The sequence below is a fragment of the Paracoccus marinus genome (genome assembly GCF_007018965.1).
Taxonomy (GTDB): domain Bacteria; phylum Pseudomonadota; class Alphaproteobacteria; order Rhodobacterales; family Rhodobacteraceae; genus Paracoccus; species Paracoccus marinus.
In genome coordinates, this window is record NZ_VJYZ01000023.1 from 49,932 (window position 1) to 72,940 (window position 23,009).

Sequence of the window (23,009 nt, forward strand, 5' to 3'; positions counted from 1 at the left end):
CATGGCGGGCAGCGTTCACACCATCATTCTGAACTGGCGCACGGCGGTGATGACGATCCGCTCGCTCGACCACGCGGTGGCGGCGATGAAGGGGATCAAGGGCCAGATCACCGTCGTCGACAACGATTCCGGCGACGGCAGCTACGAACAGATCTCGGGCTACGTCGCCGATGCGGGCCTTGCGGATGTGCGGGTGGTGCAGTCGGGGCGCAACGGCGGCTTCGGCGCGGGCAACAACGTGGCGATGTTCGACCCGCTGTCGGACGGGCGGGTGCCGGACTACGTCTATCTGCTCAATTCCGACGCGTTTCCCGAACCCGACGCGATCCGGGCCCTGCGCGACTACCTGGACGCGCATCCCGGCGTGGGCTTCGCGGGCAGCCGGATCATGGGCGAGGACGGGGTGCTGCACGAGACCGCGTTCCGCTTTCCCTCGGTCGCGAGCGAGTTCGAGGGGCCGGCGCGCACGGGTCCGGTGACCAAGGTCCTGCGCCGCCATCTCGTCAGCATGCCGGTGCCGGAAACGGCGGGGCCGGTGGACTGGGCGGCGGGCGCCAGCCTGATGATGCGGCGGTCGGTGCTGGACCAGATCGGCGGCTTCGACGAGACGTTCTTCCTGTATTACGAGGAAACCGACCTGTGCCGCCGCGCGGCGCATGCGGGCTGGCCCACGCATTACGTGCCCGAAAGCGTGGTCGAGCACATCGGCTCGGTCTCGACCGGGATCAAGGACCTGACCCCGCGCCCGGGCTACTGGTACGATTCGCGGCAGTATTACTTCCGCAAGAACCTGGGGCCGGTCGGCGCGGTTGCGGCGAACCTGGCCCATCTGGGCGGCGGCTGGCTGTTCCTGCTGCGCGCCAAGCTGGGGCGGCGCGACGATCGCCCGGCGGGCGGGCTGCGCGCCGTGGCCAGCCGCGGCCTGGTTCCGCTTCGACGTTCCTCCGGCCCCGGCAACCGACGCAAGAGATGACCATGACGCCCCTCGACCTGCTGCTGATCGGCAACGAATCCCTGACCCGTGAGTGCGGCGAGATCGCGCGCGCCCGTGGCCACCGCATCGCCGCGGTCGTGACGCGCCACGCCGGCACTGCCGCCTGGGCACGGGATGCCGGGATCGCGGTCCACGCGCCGGCCGCGCTGCGGGACGGGTCGCTGGTCGGGGCTCTGGCGGGCAACTCGGTCGACTGGGTGCTGAGCATCGCCAACCTGAACCTGGTGCCCGACGCGGTGCTGGGGCTGGCGTGCAAGGGCGGGGTCAACTTCCATGACGGCCCGCTTCCCGCCTATGCGGGGCTGAACGCGCCCGCTTGGGCCCGGATCGCGGGCGAGACGCGGCACGGGATCACCTGGCACCGCATCGAGGGCGGGATCGACGAGGGCCGGGTGCTGGTCCAGCGCGACTTCGCCATCGAGGCCGAGGATACCGCCCTGACCCTGAACGCCAAGGCGTGGGAGGCGGGGCAGGGCAGTTTCGCCGAGCTGCTGGGGTTGCTGGAAACCGACGCTCCCGGCACCGCGCAGGACCTGTCGCGGCGCACCCTGTTCGAACGCGCCAAGCGGCCCGCGGCGGCGGGGCGGCTGGATTTCGGCCGGCCCGCCGCCGAGCTTGTCGCGCTGGTCCGGGGCCTTGACCACGGGCCCTATGCGAACCCGCTGCTGACGCCCAAGATCGCGCTGGACGGGCGGGTGATCGCCGTCGGCGCGGCCGAGGTCGTGCCGGGCAATGGCGCGGCGGGCGAGGGCGCGGCGGGAAAAGGCGCGCCGGGCACGATCCTGTCGCGCGAGGATCAGGCGATCGTGGTCGCCTGCGCGGACGGCGCGGTGCGGCTGGACGCGCTGGTCCCCGCCGACGGCCGGGACGATCGGCCGTCGCTGTCGCCGGGCCGGGTGCTGCCCTCACCCGCCGGGGCCGAGGCGCAGGCGCTTGACGACGCGGTGGCAGGCGCGGCCGCGCGCGAAGGGTTCTGGCGCAAGCGGCTGATCGCGATGACGGCCGCCGTGCTGGACGCGACCCCCCATGACGGCCCCGCCACCCCGCAGGACAGCGAGGTCGCGCTGCCCCGTCCGGTGTCCGCGGACGAGGCCACGGCCCTGTTCGCCGCGGCGCTGTCGCGGGCGGCCGATCTGGACGCGCACGACCTCGCCCTCCTGCGCCACACCCCGGCGCCCGGCTATGTCTCGGACTGGGTGCCGCTGCACGTCGATGCGGGCGATGCCGGCCTGACGCTGGACGGCCTCGCGGCGCAGGTCGCGCAGGCGCGGCAGGCGCTCGACGGCGCGGGCTGGCTGTCGGACCTGCCGCTGCGAATGCCCGAGCTTGCCGCCATGACGCGTCCGGTCGCCGCTGTCGCGCCTGCGGGTGTCAAGGGCGACGGGCGCGGGCTGGTTCTGCACCTGCCCGACGGCGCGGCCGACCGGCTGGTCCTGACCTTTGACGCGGCCCGCCTGTCGGCGCGGACCGTCGCGGCGCTGGGTCGGCTGATGGCGCGGCTGGCGGGTGCGGGCGGCACCGCCTTGCGCGCGGCCGAGCTGGTGACGGACGAGGACCGCGCCCGCATCCTTGGCCCCTGGAACGACACCGCGAAGGCGCATCAGCCCCAGACCATGCACGCGGCCTTTGCGGCGCAGGCGGCGCTGACCCCCGACGCCACCGCGCTGGTGTTCGAGGATCGCAAGCTCACCTTCGCCGAGCTCGACGCGCGGGCGAACCGGATCGCGCATGCGCTGGTCGCGGCGGGCGTGGGCCCCGACCAGCCGGTCGGGCTGTTCGCCGCGCGCGGCCCTGACCTGATCGCGGGCGCGATCGGCATCCTGAAGGCGGGCGGCGCCTACGTGCCGCTGGACCCCGGCTATCCGGCCGACCGGATCGCGCATTACATCGCGGATTCCGGCGCGGCGGTGATCCTGTCGGACGCGGGCCTGACCGGTCAGCTGCCCGCCAACGCGGCGCGCGTCATCGCGTTCGACGACGCAAGCGTCGCGGCCGCGCCCGCCACCCCGCCCGAGGATCGCGCGCAGGCCGAGAACCTGGCCTACCTCATCTACACCTCCGGCTCGACCGGGACGCCCAAGGGGGTGATGGTCGAGCATCGGAACGCCGCGAACTTCTTTGCCGGCATGGACGACCGCATCCCGCACAAGGCGGGCGACGTCTGGATGGCGGTGACGAGCCTGTCGTTCGACATCTCGGTGCTGGAAATCTTCTGGACCCTCTCGCGCGGCGTGACCGTGGTGCTGGCGGGCGACGCGATGAAGGCGGCGGTCGGCGGCACCTCGGACGGGGCGGGCGCGGGCGGCGCGATGGACTTCAGCCTGTTCTACTGGGGCAACGATGACGGGGTCGGCCCGCGCAAGTACGACCTGCTGCTGGAAGGGGCCAAGTTCGCCGACGCCCATGGCTTCAAGGCGGTCTGGACGCCGGAACGCCACTTCCACGCCTTCGGCGGCCCTTATCCGAACCCGTCGGTGACGGGCGCGGCCGTGGCCGCCGTTACCCGCAACCTCTCGGTCCGCGCGGGCAGCTGCGTGGCACCCCTGCACCACCCGGCCCGGATCGCCGAGGAATGGGCGGTCATCGACAACCTGACGAACGGGCGCACCGGCCTCGCCATCGCCTCGGGCTGGCAGCCGGACGACTTCGTCTTGCGGCCCGAGAACACGCCGCCCGTGAACAAGACAGCGATGTTCGTGGCCATCGACCAGATCCGCCGCCTGTGGCGCGGCGAAAAGGTCGAGTTTCCGACCGCCACCGGGGCGATGCACGGCGTCGTCACCCAGCCCCGCCCGGTGTCGAAAGAGGTTCCGATCTGGGTCACCGTCGCGGGCAGCCCGCAGACCTGGGCCGAGGCCGGGCGGCACGGCGCGAACGTCCTCACGCATCTTCTGGGGCAAAGCGTCGCCGACGTGAGGCAGCGGATCACCGAATACCACGCGGCGCTGCGCGAGGCGGGGCACGACCCGGCCGACTTCACCGTCACGCTGATGCTGCACACCTATCTCGCCGCCACCCGCGACGAGGCGGAAGAGACCGCGCGCGGCCCGATGAAGGACTATCTGCGCGCCGCCGCGGGGCTGGTGAAGCAGTACGCCTGGGCCTTTCCCGCGTTCAAGAAACCGGCGGGCGTGCAGGATGCGAACGCCATCGACCTCAGCGCGCTGTCGGACGACGAGATGGAGGGGATCCTCGACTTCGCCTTCCTGCGCTACTTCAACGACAGCGGGCTGTTCGGGACGGTGGACGACGCGCTCGCCCGCGTGGCCGAAATCCGCGAGATCGGCGTGACCGAGATCGCCTGTCTGATCGACTACGGCATCCCGACCGCGACGGTGCTGGACGCGCTGCGGCCGCTGGCCGATGTGGTCGCGCGGGTGAATGCCGAGGCCGGGCCCGCGAAGGACGACTTTTCCATCGCCGCGCAGGTGCGGCGCCACAAGGTCACGCATTTGCAATGCACGCCCAGCATGGCGCGTCTGCTGGTCGCCGATCCGACCGCGGCGCGGGCCATCGGCGGGCTGCAGACGCTGATGCTCGGGGGCGAGGCGCTGCCGCCCGCCCTGCTGGCGGAACTGCGCGACCTGACCCGTGCCCGCATCCTGAACATGTACGGCCCGACCGAGACGACGATCTGGTCCACGACCGCCGATCTGGGTGACGGCGGCGGGCGGGTGACGCTGGGGCGGCCCATCGCCAACACGACGCTGTATGTCCTGGACGACGGCGGGCGGCTGATGCCGCCGGGCGTCGCGGGCGAATTGTGGATCGGCGGCGCGGGGGTCGTGCGCGGCTACTGGAACCGCCCCGACCTGACCGACGCCGCGTTCCGGCCCGACCCGTTCGCGGGCGGCGGCGCGCGGATGTACCGCACCGGCGATCTGGTCCGCTGGACCGACGACGGCGTGCCCGAGTTCCTGGGCCGCGTGGACAGCCAGGTGAAGCTGCGCGGCCACCGGATCGAACTGGGCGAGATCGAGGCGCGGCTGGAAGGCCAGCCGGGGGTGCGCGAGGCGGTGGTCGTCGCCCGCACCGATCAGGCGGGGCTCGTGGCGCTGGTGGCGTTTGCGACCGGCGCGGGCGATCTGGACGGCGGTGCGCTGCGGACCGCCCTGCGCGAGGTGCTGCCCGAGGTGATGGTGCCGTCGCGCGTCGTCGTGCTGCCGGAAATGCCGCTGACGCCGAACCGCAAGATCGACCGCAAGACGCTGGCGCGGATGGACCTGCCGGCGGCGGTGGCAAGCGCGCCGCGCACGCCCGCCCCGGCCACGGCACCCGCCGTTCCCGCCGCGCCCGCGCATGGCGCGGGGCAGGTGGACGGCCCGCAGCCGCGCGATCCGGCGGCGTTCGAATCTCAGGTCGGCGCGATCTGGGCGCGCACCCTGGGGCTGGACCGGGTCGGGCCGCGCGACAGCTTCTTCGCGCTTGGCGGGCATTCGCTGCTGGCCGTGCAGGTGCATCGCGCGATGAAGTCGGAACTGGACCTGCCGCGTCTGTCGATCACCGACATCTTCCGCTTTCCGGTGCTGGCCGACTTTGCCGCCCATGTGGGCGGCGCGTCGCGGCCCCGGCAGGCCGCCGCGCAACCGGCGCCGGTACCGCAACAGGCGACAGGGCAGCCGGGCCCGCAACCGGCGCCCTCCCAGCCCGCCCCGGCTGCGGCTGCTGCTCCGGCCCCGGCGGCCTCCACCCAGTCCGACGCGATGGCGCGGCGGCGGGCGCTGCGCCAGCAGGGGCGGGATCTTTAGGCCTGCGCGTGCGGCCCGCGCGCGGCCGGGCCGCAGGCCGCGCTGAACAGGCGGCCGAGTTTCTCGGCCTCGGCCGCCACATCGTGCTGCGCCAGGACGCGCGCGCGGCCGGCAAGCCCCATCGCGATCAGCCGCTCGACCGGCGTTCCGGCCAGCGCGACCATCGCTTCGGCCAGCGCACCCTCGTCGCCCGCGGGGACCAGCCAGCCGGTGTCGCCGGGGATCACCAGTTCCGGCACGCCGGCGATGGCGGTGGCGAGTGCGGGGCGGCCCTGCGCCATCGCCTCCATCACCACCATCGGCAGCCCTTCGGCAAAACTCGGCAGGACCAGCGCGTGGCCTTCGGCGAGCTTCCCGCGCACGCCCGCCTCGTCCAGCCAGCCGGTCAGGGTGACATGCGGGCCAAGGCCGTGGGCGGCGATCAGCCCCTCGATCTCGGGGCGCATCTCGCCGTCGCCGACCAGCGTCAGGTGGATGTCGGCCTGCCGCCGCGCCACAGCCAGCGCGGGCAGCAGCGCCAGGTGCCCCTTCTGCTCGGCGAAGCGGCCGATCGCGACCAGCCGCAACGGCCCCATCGCGGGCAGCGGCGGGGGGGCGGGAAAGCGCGCGGGCTCGATCCCGCAATGAACGACGTGGATGCGGTCCCAGTGGCCGTGACCCACCCAGCGGCACAGCTGGCTGCGGCCGTAATGGCTGATCGCCACGGCAAAGCGGGCGTCCGCGATCTTGTCGCCCAGGCGCAGGGCGCGGGGGGCGTCGAACTCCTCGGGGCCGTGGGTGGTGAAGCTGTAGCCGATGCCCGCAAGCCGGGCGGCATAGCGCGCCACGTCGGTCGAATTGGTGCCGAAATGCGCGTGCAGGTGCCCGATCCCCAGCGCCCGCACCCGTTCGGCCACCCGCGCCGCCTCGGCGACATAGGCCAGGTGCCGCGCCCCGCCCGCGCGGGCGGCGGCCATCACGGCGCGCGCGGCCGCCGGATCGCGGGCGGCGGCGCGCGCAAGGTCGCGCCCCAGCCGCCCCGTGCCCGCCTGCAGGACATGTTCGGTCCGCGCGTGTTCGGCGATGTCGTCGGGATCGACCAGCGCGGCTTCGTCGCCGCGCATGGCGAAGCGGTGGATTGTCCAGCCCGCCGCCTCCAACGCGCGGATCTCGCGCCGGATGAAGCTGTGGGACGGGCGGGGATAGGTGTTCACGACGTAGCCGACCGCAGGCCCGTTGGCCGAGCCGGTTGCAGGACGGTCGCCGAAACTCATCGTCATCCTCGATCTGGGGCGTTTTCAGGTTGGCGTCGGGGCCGGGCAATGTCCATACAGATGCAGATTTTCCCCGCAGCGATGCAAAGCCGAAGGGTTGCGCGCAATTGATTTCCCGACTGTTCACGTTCTGGCGCAAGGACAGCCTTGGCGGGCGCGCCTTCCGAAGCTCGACCTGGACCACCTTCGGCTATGTCGGTGCGCAGGCGATGCGGCTTGCGTCGAACCTGATCCTGACCCGCCTTCTGGTGCCCGAGGCGTTCGGGACCATGGCGCTCGTCAACGCGCTGGTGATGGGGCTGACCATGTTCAGCGACATGGGCACCGGCCCCGCGATCCAGAAAAGCGCGCATGGCGACGAGCCCGAGTTCCTCGACACGGTGTGGAGCGTGCAGGCCATCCGCGGCGGGGTGCTGTGGCTGGTTGCGGCGGTCGCCGCCTGGCCGGTCGCCTGGTTCTACGGCGAGCCGATCTTCGCCGAGGCGTTCCCGGTCGCGGCGCTGTCGCTGATCCTGGGCGGGCTGATGCCCACCCGCGTCGATACCGCGCTGCGCCACTTGCTGGTCGGGCGGCTGACGGCGCTCGAACTGCTGACGCAGGCGGGCGGGATCGCGATCACCGTGGTGCTGGCGCTGATCTGGCAATCGGTGTGGGCGCTGGTGATCGGCGGGGTGCTTGGCACCGCGCTCAGCGTCGTGGTCATGCATGTCGGGCTGCCCGGGCACCGCAACCGCTTCCGCATCGCCAAGGGGCCGATGGCCGAGCTGATGAGCTTTGGCCGCTGGATATTCCTCAGCACCATCGCGGGGTTCCTGATCTTTCAGGGCGACCGGCTGGTGCTGGGCGCCTATCTGACGCTCGACGAGCTTGGCATCTACAACATCGCGTATTTCCTGGGCAGCGTGCCGTCGCTTCTGGGGCAGGCGATCGCGGGGCGGCTGTTCATCCCGCTGTACCGCGACGTGCCGCCGGGCGAGTCGCCCGCGAACGCGCGCCAGATCGCCCGCGTGCGGCTGCGCCTGAACCTGTTCCTGATCGCCTGCGTGGCGATGCTGGCGCTTGGCGGCAACTGGCTGGTCGGGGTGCTGTACGATCCGCGTTACGAGATGGCCGGGCATCTCGTGATGCTGATCGCGCTGATCCAGATCCCGGCGCTGGTGACGCTGGGGTACGAGGCGGTGCCGCTGGCGCATGGCGATTCACGCCGGCTGTTCGTCGTGCAGACCGTCCGCGCGGCGGTGTACATCGCCTGCCTGCTGATAGGGGCGCATTATCAGGGGCTGTACGGCGCGCTGGCCGGTCAGGCGGCGGCCGGGGTGATTCTGTACCCGGTCACCGTCGCCGTCGCCCGCCACTACAGGTCCTGGTCGCCGAAGACCGACCTGATCCTCACGGCGGCTGGCCTTGTGGTTGTGGCGGTGGCCTGGGCACTCGCCTGAGATGACGGAAAAGTTTTCGACGTCGGCGCGCGTCCGCCGCCATAGGCGGTGGTTCGCCCATGCCGAAGATCCGGCGATCGTTAATATATCATTAACTATTGGACACGCATAATCTGTCCCAAAGGACAAGTGCTGTTGGGATCCACCACCGTGACTGCACCATGGCTACTTCTACCCGTCGGTGCCGCGGCCATCGCGGCGGCGGCGGTCGGCTGGCATGCGGGCGCCCTTTGGGGCGCGGCCGCCTATGTGGCCGTCGGCGCTGTTGTTCTGGTCGGGATGGGGGTGGTGCGCGCGCTTATCCCCGAGAAAAGCGGAAACCCGGGGCCATCCTCAACGAACGGCCCCGGGCGTGATGGGTCTGACGGTCCTGTCAGGCGATCAAACGCCCGTTCCTCGCATGACCACCGCAGCCGTCTGGCGGATCGTCTGAAGGTCGGTGGCGAGCGAAAGGACGCGGTTGTATTCCGCGTCATAGCCGGCGCGGGCGGCGAAGGTGGTGCCGTTACGCTCGGACACCTGCCACAGCCCCGTCAGGCCCGGTTTCAGCAGGAAGTAGTCGGTACCGGAGTACAGTGACTGCTGCTCGACCATCATGGGACGCGGGCCGACAAGGCTCATGTCGCCATTCAGGACGTTGAACAGTTGGGGCAGTTCGTCCATCGAGCTGCGGCGCAGGAAGCGACCGAACGGGGTAATCCGGGGGTCGTTCCGCAGCTTCTGGGTTTCCGCCCATTCGATCCGCGCTTCCTCGTTCCGTGCCAGGTGGCTGGCAAGGCGCGCATCCGCGTCGGGAACCATGCTGCGAAGCTTCCACAAGCGGAAGATGCGGCCACCCATGCCCACGCGCTTCTGCGTGTAGAACGGGTTGGAGCCGTCGCAGCTAACGATCGCCGCCAGAATGGCGACGACCAGCAGCACGAAGGGCGCCGCGGCGAGGACGAGTGCCACGTCCAGAGCGCGCTTGCCCGAGCGCCGGTAAAGACCTGACAGCGGACTGCTTTCCATCACGCCAGCACGGTTTTGCGCGGCCGAGGAAGGATGCAGGTCTAGTTGACTCATCATGATGGGCGGACCTCTTTAACCGCAAGTTTACTAAAATACCCAACGTGGCGGTGCGGTCGTATTACGCCCGGACATTCCCCTTGGTGAAGTAAAATATTACCGTCGAGGCCGGTGAACGAAGAAATAGGGTGAAGGTGTTGCCCTTTTAGATAGGTGCGATTCGCACCTTTCAACTTTTACGATAGTAGAAGGTGCTGAAATGCTTCTCTCAAGTGTGCTGACTGATTCGCTGAAGGTGCTGTTCGTCGGTCACAGCCTCGTCGGACAGGACATGCCGCAGATGGTCGAATCAGTTTTGCCCCCTGATTCGCAAGTCGAGTACCAGATCATCGGCGGCTCTCCGCTGGAACTGAACTGGAAGGATCATGAAACCGCCGAGGGCGTCGACGGCCGCGCCTTCATCGCCGACGGAGGGGTTGATGCCGTCATCCTGACGGAGCAGATCCCGCTGAAAAACGCGGTCCGCTGGCACGATACCGCGCGATACTTGGGGAATTGGGCCAAACTCGCCAAGGAAAACGGGGTCGAGCAGGTCTGGCTTTACGAGACCTGGCCGAACATCGACAGCGGCAGCGGCAAGGAAATCCCCTACGACACCGACGGCGCGCTGCCCTGGCGCGAGCGCCTCGTGTCCGAACGCGCGATGTGGGAAGAGGCGGCCGAATCAGCTTCCCGCCGCGCGGGCGTCGAGGTGCGAATCATTCCGGGCGGTGCGGCGATGGCGCGGCTGTCGGACGCGATCGCGGCGGGCGAGGTGCCGGGAATCACCGACATCCACCAGCTCTTCAGCGACGACATTCACCCCAACGACCTGGGGTTCTATTTCATCGCGATGGTCCAATATGCGGCATTGACGGGAAATGATCCGGCCGGACTGCCGCATCAGCTCTACAAGCAATATGAGCAGCCTTTTGTTGCGCCGCCGCCGGAACTCGCCTTAAAGTTGCAAACGATCGCACGAGAAGCAGTTGAAAACGGCATTGCACCGGCTCCGCAATAACGGCTGTAATTCGCCTAGCGGTTGCGGACCCAGCCGCCGCGCTGCCGCCGCAGCCGGGTCGCGAGGTTCACGCCCGCATAGGTGGCGAACCCCAGCGGGTCCGCCGCCGCAAGCCTGCGGATCTCGGCCCGGTCGGGACGGTCCGTAAAGTTGCCCATCAGCTCGGGGTGCAGGCGCGCAAGCTCTCGCATCCCGTCGTCCTGCCGCCCGCGCACGCGCACCAGGGCGCCGAACCCCTCGCTGATCGGCCAGCTATAGGTCGCATCGACCAGCACCCGTTCGGACGGGGCGAACTGGCCGCGCACAAAGGCGTCGTCGGCGATGATCGCCGGGAACCGGCCCCAGCGCGCGCGGCCCGCGGCGTTGACGGCAAACAGCCCCGCCCCCGAAACGCCACGCGTAATAAAGGGAAGCGACTGCCAGAACCGGGCATAGCGGCGCGACACGCCCGACGCGGTCGGCGCGACCTGCAGACGGGCACCGGCATAGACGGCGCCGGGGCGGTCCAGCGCCGTAAGCAGCCGCGCGATCAGGTAGGGCCCCAGCACGATGTCGGCGTCCAGATACAGCCGCGCGGAGGCGCGCGCCCGGTCGTCGCCCGCGTTCAGCGCGGCAAGCTTGCCGCCGGTCGCAAGCTCCACCACGTCGATCGACCAGCCCCGGCGCGCGAAGTCGGCGGCGAACCCGCGCGCGACGCCGGCGGTATCGTCGCGGCAGCCGTTCGGCACCGCGACCACCTGCAACGCCCCGTCGGCGACGCCGCCCTGGTCAAGGATCGACCGCAGGCAGCCGCCGATACGCGCTTCCTCGTTGCAGGCGGGGATGATGATGCTGAGGCGGGGTGCGGTCATTTGTATTCGATCAGCCCGCGCGGGCGGCCAAGGCGCGTGCGCCGCAGATGGTATTCGATCGCGCCCATCGCCTCGGGCAGCTTGCCGAGCGTGGTGAAGGCGGCCCGTTCGACCCCCATCCGCCGCGACAGCCGCGCGATCTGCAGGGGATAGGCCAGCAGCAGCGCCGCCGCCGCAGGCGTCAGGAACGCGCCTGCGACCGCGCCCGCGGGCAGGGCCGCGCCCCACAGCAGCGCGCGGCGGGTTTCGGCGACCCAATGGCGTTCCGGCCCGCGCCCGTGCAGCGCCGCCCCTTCGGCAAAGGCGTGACCCGCGCGGCGGGCGCGCGTCCACCACTGGCCGAACCGCATCAGGGCCGCGTCGTGGCGCGTCATCTCGGCGTCCAGCCGCTCGATCCGCCAGCCCTTGCGGATCAGGCGCAGGCACATTTCGGGTTCTTCGCCGGCGATCAGGTCCTCGCGGTAGCCACCGATCGCCGCAAGCGCGTCGGCGCGCAGCATCCCGTCGCCGCCGATGGCGCGCGCGGGTCCGACCGGGGTCGCCCATTCGGCGTCGATCAGGCGGTTGTAGCGGCTGGCGTCGGGGTACCGTTCGCGCCTGCGGCCGGCGACCGCCGCAAGGCCCGGGTCGGCGTCCAGCCGCGCGGCCGCGTGTTCGATCCAGCCTTCGACGACCTCGCAATCGCCATCGACGAACTGCACGAGGTCGGGCCGCCGCGCGCCCGTTTCCATCAGCGCGGCGAAACCGGCGTTGCGGGCGCGGGCGGCGGTGAAGGGGCGTGCAAGGTCAAGCTGCACGACCTCGGCCCCAAGCGCGCGCGCCGCCTCGACGCTGCCGTCGGACGAGCCGGAATCGACATAGACAAGCCGGTCCACGCGGCCGCGAAGGGAGCTGAGGCAGGCCAGCAGGCGCGCGCCCTCGTTCCGGCCGATGGCGACGGCGCCAAGGACGGAAGCGGCCGGGGCGGCGCCGTCGGGTTCGTCGGAAATCTGCATAAACTGCGTTGCGAGCCGGTGTTGTGTTGGGTCCGGCGATGATCGTATCATGCCAAAGTCAGCCCGTCACCGCGGTCCCGCAGGCCCGCGCACCCCGTTCATTTCCCATGGCCAGAACCGCGACCTTGCCCGAGCTTTCTCCGCCCGTGCCGTTTTCCGCTGCACCCGTCCCGGCGCGCGGCGATCGGCCCCATGACGTGCCCCGCGATCTGCATCGTGCCGCCGACTGGTCCGCCGTCCCGGCCCGCAGCCTGCCGGCTGTGCCCGCGCTGCTCAGGCGGCTGCCTGCCGTTTCCGCGCCGCAGTCCGTGGCCGGCCAGCAGTTCGACGTGCTGCGCACGCGGATGCTCGCCACGACCGAGGAACGCGGCTGGTCCCGGATCGGCCTGACCCAGCCCCGCAACCGCCCCGCCGCCGCCTTCGCGGCCGCGAACCTCGCCTTCAGCCTGGCGCGGCGGCCCAGCCTGCGGGTGCTGCTCGTGGACCTTGACCTGCACATGCCCCGGCTGGCGCTGGCGCTGGGCGTCGGCCGCGCGCCCGAACTCGGCGCGGCGCTGCGCGGTGGCCTGGACCTGCTGCCCGCGGTCACGCGCTTCGGCGGCAACCTCGCCTTTCTCGGCAATGCCGTGCCCGACGCGCTGGCGGGCGAAACGCTGCAGGAACCGCGCGCCGCGTCCGCCCTGTCGGCGCTGATCGCGGGGCTCGCGCCCGACGTGACGCTGCTGCTGTTGCCGCCGATGCTGGAAGGGGATGCGGGCCTTGCGGGGCTGCCGCTGGCCCACACGCTGCTGATGGTGGCCGATGGAACGACGACCGTGCCGGGCGATCTGAAAACCTGCGATCGCCTGAACGAGGACGGGCCGCCGATCCTCGGCGTCGTCATGGTCGAGGCGGAGGTCTGAATGGGCCCGATCGGTTCCCTGCGCGACGTCATCTCGATGCTCAGGCGGCGGATCGTGCCGTTCGCGCTGATCCTGGCCGTGGGCTCGCTTCTGGCGCTCGTGAACGCCCTGTCGCAGCCCGCGGTGTTCGAGGCGGCGACGCTGATCCAGCTTCGCAACACCGGCCTTGCGGGCGACAACCCCGCCGCGCAGGCGCAGCGCCTGCAGGTGATCGAACAGCAGCTGATGCGGCGCGACAACGTGTTCGCGCTGATCCAGAAACACGGGTTGTTCGCCGACAGCCCCGGCATGTCGGACGACGACCGCCTGTTCGCGTTCCGCGACAGCAACCGCATCAGCCTGATCGATTCGGCGGGCGGCGGCGCGGCAGGCGACGGCGGGCGCGAGGTTTCGGCGCTGCTGATTTCCAGCAAGGCCGGCAATCCGCAGCAGGCGGCGCAGGTGGCCAACGACCTTGCCGCCAGCCTGATGGCGCAGGACCGCGAGGAACGCACCCGCGGCACGCAAGAGGCGCTGACGTTCCTCAACGGCGAATCCCGGCGGCTGAGCGAAGAGCTGGAACGGATCGATTCCCAGATCGGCGAGGTCAAGAACGCCAATGAGGAATCGCTGCCGGAGGCGGCCGAGGCGCTGCGAAGCGAACAGGCGCAGCTGCGCGAGCTTCAGCTTGAACTCGACCGCCAGGCGCTGGAACTGGAACGCGACCAGCTGGCCGCGCAGGTGCGGGCCGAGGAACCGGACCCCGACGATGCCGACTTGACCGTCGCGTCGCGGCTTGCCCGCCTCAGCTCGGATCTGACGCGGACCAAGCGCCTTCTGCCCGAAGGCCACCCCGAGATCACGCGGATCGAAAACGAGATCGCGTCGATCCGCGCCAGCGGCACGGCCTTGCCGGTGTCGCAGTCGGGCCGCGAGGTGGCGCTGATCGAATCGCAGCGCAGCGCGCTGGAAGAACAGAAACAGACGATCGCGACCCGGCAGCAGGAAATCGACTCGGCGCTGGAACGCGCGCCGCTGGTCGAACAGGAACTCGCGGGCTTCCAGCGGCGCCAGGGCCAGCTGGTCCAGCAGCTGTCCGACGTGGCGCTGCAACTTGCCCAGGCGCAAAGCCGGCAGTCGCTGCAGGACAACCGCACGCAGGGCAACATGGTCGTGCTGGAGGAAGCGCGGGCCCCGTCCTTCGCGCTCAGCTCAAGCCGCAAGCGCGTGCTGGTGCTGGGCGTGGCGGTCAGCCTGGCGGTCGCCTTCGCCGTCATCTTCCTGCTCGAGGCGCGGCGGCCTGTATTGCGGACCGCCGCCGCGGTGGAACGCAAGCTCGGCGTCGTCCCGATCGCGGCGGTGCCGCAGATCCAGTCGGCCGCCACCCGCGCCCGGCAGTCGGTGCGCTACGGCATCGCGGTCGCCATTCTCGCCGTGGCGGCGGTGGCAGGCACGCAGATCTACCTGAGCCGTGAGAAAGGCGAGGACGGCGAAACCGCGGTCGTCACCGCGCAGCGCTGAGGGACTGGCCGATCTCCGCGACCTTCGCGGCGGCGGGTCCCGCAGCGGCCGGGACCGGGCGCGGCTCGCGCAGTTCCTCGACGATCACGCGGGCGATATGCGCGACGCCCGGCTGTTCCATGATCCCCAGATGGTCGCCCGGCACCGCGGTGAAGCGCAGGTCGGGGCAGACCGGCTTCCAGCCTAGCGCCGACAGACCCGCCCGCTCGGCCTCGCCCAGTTCATCGTTCGCGGCGAACACGACCACGCGGCCGGGATAGACAGGCGGCCGGTAGGCCGCGACCGAGGCGACGTTGGCCGCGACGAAATCCGCCAGCAAGGGCCGCTCCAGCCGCCGACCCGTCAGGCGACGCAGGTGGATCCGCAGCAGCCCCACGCCCAGCTGCGCCTCGTCCCGGGCCGCCACGGCATAGTGGCGCAGCGCCCCGCGCGTATTGTCGCGGAACCGGTTCACCAGCCGCCGCACCCGCTCGTCCAGCGACGCGCGGCGCTGCAGGCCCGGCCCCTCGGTATCCAGAAGCGCCAGCATCCGCACGTCTCGGCCCGCGCGGCGCAGCCGCACCGCGACCTCGTAGGCGACGTGCCCGCCAAGCGAAATGCCCGCGATCGCCACCGGCCCGGTCGGGCGGAACTGCTGAATCTGGCGCAGGTACAGATCGGCGAGGTCGGTCACCTCGGTCGGCGTCTCGGCGGTCAACAGCCCGACGGTCAGCCCCCAGACCGGGTGCCCGGTCCCCAGCGCCTGGGCGAGCGGGCGGTAATAGTTGGCGTTCGTCCCCAGCACGTGCAGCGCCAGCAGCGGGATCCCGTCGCCATGCGGCTGGATCGCCACCAGCCGCTCGTCCGACGCCGCGTCGCCCGCCTGCAGGATGCGCGCAAGCGCCGACGGCGTCGGCTGGTTGTAGATCGCGGGCAGGGTGGGGCGGCGGCCGAACAGTCCCGCCAGCCGCTCGGACAGTTCGATCGCCAGCAGCGAGTTGCCGCCCTGATCGAAGAACGACTGGTCGGGATGGAGCGGCTTTTGCTGCAACAGGTCGCCCATGATCCGCGCCACCGTCTCTACCGCCGGATCGGTCGGGCGGGCGGCAACCTCGGCCGCGCGCGTTCCGGCGGCGGCCAGCTTGCGCAGCGCGGCGGTGTCGAGCTTGCCGCGTTCGTTGCGCGGCATGTCGGGCAGCAGCACGACGCGAGGCGACATCGCCGGCGGCAGTTCGGCGCGCAGGACCGCGCGAACCGCCTGTTCGTCGGCGGTGCCCGCGACCCAGGCCACCAGCACGTCGGCGTGAGCGGCTACATGCGCCTCGGTCACGCCGGGCAGGCGCGACAGCGACGCCTCGATCCCCGCGGGCTCGATCCGGTAGCCGCTCAGCTTCAGCTGCCGGTCGATGCGGTCGAGATAGACGAGTTCGCCCCCGCCCGCCTGCTGCACCCGGTCCCCGGTGCGGAACCAGCGCTGTCCGTCGGGCCTGTCGATCGCGCCCGGCAGCGCGCGGAACCGCTCGGCCGTCTGGTCGGGCCGCTTGAGATAGCCAAGCCCCACCCCCGGCCCGCCGATCCACAGCTCCCCCGGCCGCCCTTGCGGCGCGGGCGACCCGTCGGGGGCCAGAACCGCAAGCCGCGCCGCGCCAAGCGGGCCGCCGATCGGCACGCTGTCCCAGTCGAGCGGATCGCCCCGGTCGACGTGGATGGTGGCGGTCGCGGTCGTCTCGGTCGGGCCGTAGCCGTTCATGAAGGTGACGTTCGGCGCGACCTGCCGCCACTTCTCAAGGCTGGCCGCGGGCACCCGTTCGCCGCCCACGATCACCAGCCGCAGGTCGGCCGGCAGCTTGCGAAGCGAGCCGTGCAGGTTCGCGGTCAGCAGCCGCCAGAACGCGGTGGGGATGTTCAGGACCGTGATCCGCTGCGCGTGAAGTTCGTCCACGAAGCGGTCGAGCGTGTCCAGCATCTCGTCGCTGCGCAGCACGACCGTGGCCCCGGCGCGCAGCGTGGGCAGGATTTCCTCGACCGCGACGTCGAAGCCGAGCGCGGCGAAGGACAGCACCCGGTCGCGCGCGGTCAGCCCAAAGGCGTCGGCGGCGGCGCGGGTGTGGTGGTCCAGCGCGCCGCGCCCGATCACCACCGCCTTGGGCGTCCCGGTGCTGCCCGAGGTGAAGATGAGATAGGCCGGATCGTCGTCGCCGGGCGCGGCCAGCGTGTTCAGGTCCACCCTCGGCGCGGCCGCGTTCTCGACCACGGCGGTCGCGACCGCGTCGTCGAACAGGGCGGCGTCGGCGGGCGAGGGGATCAGGACGAGCGCGGGCGCGGCCTCGTCGATCATGCGCGCGCGGCGTTCGGGCGCGAGGTCGGGTTCAAGCTGCAGGAACGCGGCCCCGGTCCGCAGCACCGCGACCCAGGCCGCGACGGTGGCGTTGCCGCGCGGCAGCGCCACGCCCACGACCGCGCCGGGGCCGATCCCGTGCGCCAGCAGCGTGCGCATGATGCCCGCGACGCGTCCCTCGAACGCCGGGCCGGACAGGCTTTCACCGCTGGTCATGTCCACGCAGCCGCCGGTCAGGGGCGCGCCGCGCCCGGGCAGGTCGGGGGGCATCGTGCCGTCGATCGGGGCGAACGCGGCCGGGGCAAGGGTTGCCAGACCGGCGTCGGGGCGCGCGTCCAGGTCGCGCAGGATGGCCGAGGCGAGGGCAGTCAGCGGATGGCCCGCGCCCCCGTCGAACCGGGCCGCGTCACCACCCAGGCGCAGCGAAAGCGGGGGCAGGTCCGCCGCCTCGGTCGCCCGGATCTCGACCGGGCCCGATGCGGGCACCGGCATGTCGGCCAGCTGCGCCGCGACCCCGCAGGCGGTCATGTTGGTCGCGATCCGCGCCGTCAGCGCGTGGACGGCGTCGCCCGCGCGCAGCTCGATCGAAACCTCGGCCTCGCCCAGCCACCGCGAACAGGCGACGATCGCCGCGATGATCGCGTGCATCCCTGTGCGGGTTGCGGCGTAACCGGAACAGGCTTCAATCAATTCGCTTCCAGACGCAGCTAAACGACCCGTTTGAATCAACCACCGGCGGTAAAGCCGGGCGTTACGTCGCTCAAACTAAGGTGCGAGTCCGGTCCGAGGCAACCTTTGATGCAAGATTGACCAGCTGTGCGGCCTTTGCGTCCCACAGGAAATCGCGCTGCACCCGGGCGCGCGCCGCGGCCCCCCGCGCGGGCAGGACCGAGGGGTCGGCGGCGATCCGTTCCAGAAGCGCGGCAAGCGCCGTGACGATCGCATCACGCTGGCCGATCGGCACCTTGAAGCCCACCTCGTCGTCCACAAGCTCGCCCGGTCCGGCGTAATCGACGACGACCGGGACCAGCCCCAGCGCCATCGCCTCCAGCACCGCGCCGCCGCCGAATTCGCGGATCGAGGGGAACAGAAGCAGGTGGCACCCGGCCGCCACGTCCTGCACCTGCCGGTGTTCGAGCCAGCCGTGAAACGTGACCGCCGCCCCAAGGCCGGCGGCCGCGACCTGCGCTTCCAGCGCCGCGCGCTCGCTGCCGTCGCCGATGATGTCGAAGGTCATGCGCCCGTCGGCCAGAAGCGGCGCCGCCGCCTCGATCGCCATCGCCACGCCCTTCAGCGGCACCAGCCGGCCGATGAAGCAGGCGCGGACGGGAAGCGTCCCCGGCTGCTGCGCGATCGCCTGAAAGCGCGCCGGGTCGATCCCGTTTTCGGGAAAATGGCGGGCCTTGTGGCGCAGGTCGGCCGGGATCTCTTTCAGGGCGAAGTTCGATCCGCACAGGATCACGTCGGACGCGGCCAGCATCCCGCGCCGTCCGGGGCGGAAGCGGTGGATGCCGCGCAGGGACGACAGCCACTCGCGCTCGCGCCGCCGCGTTGCCTCGAACCCTTCGGGCCAAGGGACGCCGCCGTTGATCGGCCCCAGGATGAACGGCACGCCCGCGCGGTGGACGCGGGCCGCGAGCGATCCGACCGCCGTCGGCGATACCGGCGTGATGCGGTGGACGGCGTCGAATTCGCCCGACCGGATGCGGCTGCCGAACGCCTTCCAGACCAGCCGCTCGAAATACGGATAGGTCAGCGCGGTCATCGCGGCGAGCGTGGTCCAGCCGCCCTTGGACCCCAGGCTCATCCGCTGCGCGACGGCCCAAAGAGGTTTTTCCAGCCGCTCGGTGTCGATCGCGGTAAAGTCGCGCCCCTCGACCTTGCCCGCGCGCAGGAACGCGTCGCGGTTGCGGACCTGCGTCACGATATGGGCGTCGGTCCGCGCCGCGATGGCCGAGGCGAGCGACCACCCCACCAGCGGCACCGACGCCCATTCCGGGTTCGCGGCCTCGGCCACAAGCAGCATCCGGGGGCGGGGCTCAGCGGTCATGCGGCGGCCCGTGCGCGGTCGTCCACGATCCGGTCGGCCACGCGCAGGCTGTTGGCCAGGATGACGAGGCCGGGGTTCACCCCGGTCGAGGTCGGCATGAACGACGCGTCGGCGAGATACAGGTTTCGCAGCCCGTGGACCCGGCAGTCCGCGTCCAGCACGCTGGTCCGCGCGTCGGCGCCGAAGCGGGCGGTGCCGCAGGCGTGGCCGAAGTTCAGCTCGACATCGTCGTTGAGAAAGAAGAACCGCTGCCCCTTGAGCATCCGCCGGATCGCGTCGCGGAACTGCCGGCGGCGCGCCGCAAGCTCGGGCGCGATGGCATAGTCGATGCGAGGGGTGGCGGCCGCGTCGTCGCCGGGCAGGACCCGGTTGCTGTCGTAGGGCAGGTCTTCAAGGATGCCCACGAACACCCGCGCGCTGCCCAGGACCATCGCAGCGGCCTTGGCTGGCAGGCGCAGGAACGGGCGCACCGGCCGCGCGCGCCGCATCCAGCCGCCGTCGAACTTGGACCGCAGGTGCATCAGCACGTTGCCGTAATCGGCCTGCAGCCCCATCGACTGGACCAGCCCCAGCCGCTGCCCGTCCTGCATGTAAAGATCGCGCAAGGCCAGCGACTTGGCCGGAAAGCCCAGCTCGGCGCGCCCGTCGGGCCAGACCGCCAGCCGCTCGGACAGGTGGAACATCAGCCCGCGCCCGACCAGCCCGTTGCGGTTGCCAAGCCCGTCCGCCCAGTCCTCGGACCGCGAGGCGAGCAGAAGCTGCGCCGACGACAGCGATCCCGCCGCCAGCACCATGCGGTCGCCGGTCAGCGTCATTTCCTGCCCGTCGCGGCGGACGATGACGCGGGCGGCGAGCGGGCCGTCAACCTCGATCCGGTGGGCGGTCCAGCCCGACAGCAGCGCGGCCCGGCCCGATGCGAGCGCCCTGTTCAGCGGCTGCCGCGCGTCGGCCTTGCATTCGCGGAAGCATTCGCGGCCGATGCATTCGGTGCAGTCGCGGTCGAAGTTGATCCCCAGATGGGCGCGATAGGGGTGAAAGCCCCGCCGGGTCAGCCCGGCCTCGATCAGCGCATCGCCGGGGCACAGGGGCGGCGGCGGCAGCATGGCGCCGGCGCCTGGCCCCGACAGCGGGTCGCGGGTGCCGCAGACATGCGCGGTCTTGCGGGCAAGGTCGAAATAGGGGGCGAACGCGTCATAGCCCACGACCCAGCCCTGCGTGGGGTGGGGCATGCCGGGCAGGTCGTCCAGGTCGTGGCGTTCGGGCTGTTCCAGCGAGGCCGCGTAGATGACCGAGGTGCCGCCCACCGCCGCGACGGTTGTCGGCACCCGGCGCGCGGACCTGCCGTTCAGCGTGACCTCGGCTTCCAGCTGTTCCATGGGCGCGGGCTGGCCGGACACGGGTGCGACCCCGCGATCGACGAACAGGACCTTCATGCCCGCATCGACGAGCCGCGCCCCGGCATGGGCGCCGCCCAGGCCCGTCCCGATCACGATCGCATCCCAATGGACCGAATCCACGGCCCGGTTCGTATCTGCGGCCTGATGTGCGGCCAGCCTGACCACTTCGTCGCCCACGGCGGACTACCCGTTCCAAAGCGCGCAACGACATGCCCGCGGCGCGGCGCTCACGCGCGGCGGGCTTCAGCCGTTGCCGTTAGCACGGCCCGCGCGGCTTGCGAAGATCATTTATCAATTAGCGGTTAACAGTTGGAAAATCTGCCCGGGCGCCTCAGCCGCCCGCCGCCAGCGCGACCAGGACGACCCCGCCCACGATGATCCGCCACCAGGCGAACAGGCCGTAGCCGCGCGCCGACACGTAGCCCAGCAGCCAGCGCACCACGAACACGGCGCTGACAAAGGCGCAGACAAAGCCCACCGCCACGTTCCCCAGCGCCGCCGCGTCAAGGATGTCGCGGTTCTTGTAAAGGTCATAGGCGAACGCGCCCGCCATCGTCGGCATCGACAGGAAAAAGCTGAACTCGGCCGCGGCCCGCTTGCTCGCGCCCATCAGCAGCGCGCCGACGATGGTCGCCCCCGACCGCGACACGCCGGGGACCATCGCAAGGCACTGGATCGCGCCGATCCCCAGCGCGCGGGGCAGGGGGATGTCCTCGGCCTCGGCGAAGCGGGGGGTGGTGGCCATCCGGTCAACGAACAGAAGGACGATCCCGCCCAGGATCAGCATCACCGCGATCAGCGCCGGGGTTTCGAACAGGACGGTCTTGATGAAGTCGTGGGCGATCACGCCCACCACCACCGCGGGCAGGAACGCGACCAGCACCGACAGGATGAACCGGCGCGCGCGCGGATCGCGCGGCGCGGTCGAGAAGATGCGCCACAGCCGCCCGGCATAGACGCCCAGGATCGCGAGGATCGCGCCAAGCTGGATCAGCACCTCGAACGCGCGGCCGGGCGAATCGAACCCCAGAAAGTGGCCCGCCAGCAGGACGTGCCCGGTCGAGGATACGGGGATGAACTCGGTCAGCCCCTCGAGCACGCCGAGAAGCGCGGCGACGATCGTCGAGTGTTCCATGTCAGTTGTCGCGCAGCGACTTCGCGGACTGCTTGATGGCGTCGTACTGCCCCGACGGCCGGAACCGCCACAGATAGCTGGGGATCACCGCCGCCGCGGCCGTTGGCACGATGCCCACGTCGTCGAAGCCCAGGATCTCGCCCGCGCGGGGGGTGGCCAGGTTGTCGCGGCGCAGCGTCACCGCCTGGTCGCGGGTGATGACCCGGTTCGTGACCAGCCCGCCGGTCATCCACTGCGCGGCGTCCAGCGCCGATCCGAAGGTCGCGGCGACCACGCCCGGCAGGCCGATGATCGCGCGGCGCCGGCCGGTCACGTCCAGCACCTGCCGCGCCACCTCGCGCATCGTCATCACGTCGGGCCCGCCCAGCTCGTAGATCCCGCCCGGCGCCTGGCCTGCGGCGCACATCGCCGCCACCCGCGCCACGTCGTTCACAAACACCGGCTGCACCCGGCTGGACGCGCCGGGCACGAACAGGAACAGTTTCAGCCGGGTCATGCCCGCGATCTTGTTGTAAAGCCCGTCGCCCTGCCCGAACATCACCGACGGGCGCAGCACCGCCGCGTCGGGCCGGTGCATCAGGACCGAGATCTCGCCCCGGCCCTTGGTCGCGGCGTAGTTGCTGGGGCTGTCCTCGTCGGCGCCCGCGGCCGAGATGTGGACCAGCTTCGGGATCCCCAGTTCGGCCGAGATGCGGGCCACCCGCATCGCCGCCTCGTCGTGGATCATGTCGAAGCTGTTCTTGCCCTCGCGGACAAGGATGCCCACGCAGTTGATGACCGCGTCGGCGTCGGTCATGGCGGCGGTCACCGACAGGTCGTTGCGGACGTTGCAGGTGACCGGCTCGACCTGGCCCACGGCGCCCATGGCGCGGACGAACCCCGCCTCGTTCGGGCGGCGCACGGCGACGCGGACGCGCCAGCCTTCGGCCGCCATGATCCGGGCGATCTGCCGACCAAGGAACCCCGATCCGCCGAAGATGGTGACCAGTTTCGACATGGGTAAGCCCCTTGCGTTGCCCCGATGCGTGCTGGCCTTGCTGATAGCGAAGCCCCGCGCCGTCAGCAAGCGCGGGCGCCCGCTCGCGGCGGGGCGGGCGCGGCCCGGGGTCGCGCGGGCAGGCAGACGGGCCCGCCGCACGGCGCGATCTGTCCGTGACGTATTTTCTGTGACGATCGCCGCCGACCCCCGTTGACACCCCCCGCCCCGGTCTCTAAATCCCCCGCTCACGCAACCGGCCCAGGTGGCGGAATTGGTAGACGCGCACGGTTCAGGTCCGTGTGCCGCAAGGCGTGGAGGTTCGAGTCCTCTTCTGGGCACCATTGCGACGATGAAACCCCCTCGGAAGCTTCGGCCTCCGGGGGG

General features: G+C 71.2%; 15 protein-coding genes and 1 tRNA gene. 7 read left to right on the forward strand and 9 right to left on the reverse strand.

The features are described from left to right. Nucleotide 1 precedes the first annotated feature (1 nt). Both FNF32_RS10900 and FNF32_RS10905 read left to right on the forward strand, forming a co-directional pair. Entirely contained in the window at nt 2-973 is a 972-nt protein-coding gene (locus tag FNF32_RS10900) for a glycosyltransferase family 2 protein (RefSeq protein WP_131675435.1), read from the forward strand. Continuing rightward, entirely contained in the window at nt 970-5,742 is a 4,773-nt protein-coding gene (locus FNF32_RS10905) for a MupA/Atu3671 family FMN-dependent luciferase-like monooxygenase (protein ID WP_342778054.1), read from the forward strand. The genes FNF32_RS10900 and FNF32_RS10905 overlap by 4 nt, the downstream gene beginning before the upstream one ends. Here FNF32_RS10905 and FNF32_RS10910 read toward each other — a convergent pair. Beyond that, the gene (locus FNF32_RS10910) at nt 5,739-7,001 is read right to left on the reverse strand and encodes a glycosyltransferase (protein ID WP_246087788.1); all 1,263 of its coding nucleotides are present in this window, start codon (nt 6,999-7,001) and stop codon (nt 5,739-5,741) included. The two genes, FNF32_RS10905 and FNF32_RS10910, sit on opposite strands and share 4 nt — an antisense overlap. Nucleotides 7,002-7,102: 101 nt before the next feature. Between FNF32_RS10910 and FNF32_RS10915 the strand changes: the two genes are divergently transcribed. Beyond that, nucleotides 7,103-8,434, forward strand: a complete 1,332-nt coding sequence (locus tag FNF32_RS10915) for an oligosaccharide flippase family protein (RefSeq protein WP_246087789.1) — start codon at nt 7,103-7,105, stop codon at nt 8,432-8,434. A gap of 381 nt (nt 8,435-8,815) precedes the next feature. On the opposite strand, the gene FNF32_RS10920 is transcribed toward FNF32_RS10915, so the two are convergent. Beyond that, the gene (locus FNF32_RS10920; protein WP_246087790.1) at nt 8,816-9,442 is read right to left on the reverse strand and encodes a sugar transferase; all 627 of its coding nucleotides are present in this window, start codon (nt 9,440-9,442) and stop codon (nt 8,816-8,818) included. Nucleotides 9,443-9,698: 256 nt separating this feature from the next. Between FNF32_RS10920 and FNF32_RS10925 the strand changes: the two genes are divergently transcribed. Then, entirely contained in the window at nt 9,699-10,499 is an 801-nt protein-coding gene (locus tag FNF32_RS10925; RefSeq protein ID WP_131675057.1) for a hypothetical protein, read from the forward strand. A gap of 14 nt (nt 10,500-10,513) precedes the next feature. On the opposite strand, the gene FNF32_RS10930 is transcribed toward FNF32_RS10925, so the two are convergent. After that, nucleotides 10,514-11,350 (reverse strand): glycosyltransferase family 2 protein, encoded by an 837-nt coding sequence (locus FNF32_RS10930; RefSeq protein WP_131675056.1) that lies wholly within the window; start codon nt 11,348-11,350, stop codon nt 10,514-10,516. Continuing rightward, nucleotides 11,347-12,345: a glycosyltransferase family 2 protein gene (locus FNF32_RS10935; RefSeq protein WP_131675055.1), complete on the reverse strand. Its 999-nt coding sequence runs from the start codon at nt 12,343-12,345 to the stop codon at nt 11,347-11,349. The genes FNF32_RS10930 and FNF32_RS10935 overlap by 4 nt, the downstream gene beginning before the upstream one ends. A 107-nt stretch (nt 12,346-12,452) precedes the next feature. Between FNF32_RS10935 and FNF32_RS10940 the strand changes: the two genes are divergently transcribed. Together FNF32_RS10940 and FNF32_RS10945 are read left to right on the forward strand one after the other, a co-directional pair. Further along, the gene (locus FNF32_RS10940; RefSeq protein ID WP_143796634.1) at nt 12,453-13,247 is read left to right on the forward strand and encodes a hypothetical protein; all 795 of its coding nucleotides are present in this window, start codon (nt 12,453-12,455) and stop codon (nt 13,245-13,247) included. Then, complete coding sequence (locus FNF32_RS10945) at nt 13,248-14,747, forward strand: GumC family protein (RefSeq protein WP_131675053.1); 1,500 nt, start codon at nt 13,248-13,250, stop codon at nt 14,745-14,747. Here FNF32_RS10945 and FNF32_RS10950 read toward each other — a convergent pair. The 5 genes from FNF32_RS10950 to FNF32_RS10970 all read right to left on the reverse strand — a co-directional run bounded on the left by FNF32_RS10950 (nt 14,731) and on the right by FNF32_RS10970 (nt 22,643). Beyond that, nucleotides 14,731-17,712, reverse strand: coding sequence for an amino acid adenylation domain-containing protein (locus FNF32_RS10950; RefSeq protein ID WP_131675052.1), 2,982 nt, complete (start codon nt 17,710-17,712; stop codon nt 14,731-14,733). The two genes, FNF32_RS10945 and FNF32_RS10950, sit on opposite strands and share 17 nt — an antisense overlap. 112 nt (nt 17,713-17,824) lie before the next feature. Next, entirely contained in the window at nt 17,825-19,114 is a 1,290-nt protein-coding gene (locus tag FNF32_RS10955; RefSeq protein WP_246087791.1) for a glycosyltransferase family 4 protein, read from the reverse strand. Then, nucleotides 19,111-20,688, reverse strand: coding sequence for a GMC oxidoreductase (locus tag FNF32_RS10960; RefSeq protein WP_246087792.1), 1,578 nt, complete (start codon nt 20,686-20,688; stop codon nt 19,111-19,113). The genes FNF32_RS10955 and FNF32_RS10960 overlap by 4 nt, the downstream gene beginning before the upstream one ends. Before the next feature lie 154 nt (nt 20,689-20,842). Beyond that, a complete protein-coding gene (locus FNF32_RS10965; RefSeq protein ID WP_131675051.1) occupies nt 20,843-21,646 on the reverse strand; it encodes an undecaprenyl-diphosphate phosphatase in 804 nt (267 codons plus the stop codon). Nucleotide 21,647: 1 nt separating this feature from the next. Then, the gene (locus FNF32_RS10970; protein ID WP_131675050.1) at nt 21,648-22,643 is read right to left on the reverse strand and encodes a complex I NDUFA9 subunit family protein; all 996 of its coding nucleotides are present in this window, start codon (nt 22,641-22,643) and stop codon (nt 21,648-21,650) included. A 238-nt stretch (nt 22,644-22,881) separates the two neighbouring features. Between FNF32_RS10970 and FNF32_RS10975 the strand changes: the two genes are divergently transcribed. Beyond that, a tRNA-Leu gene (locus tag FNF32_RS10975) sits at nt 22,882-22,966 on the forward strand. The last annotated feature ends 43 nt before the right edge of the window (nt 22,967-23,009 follow it).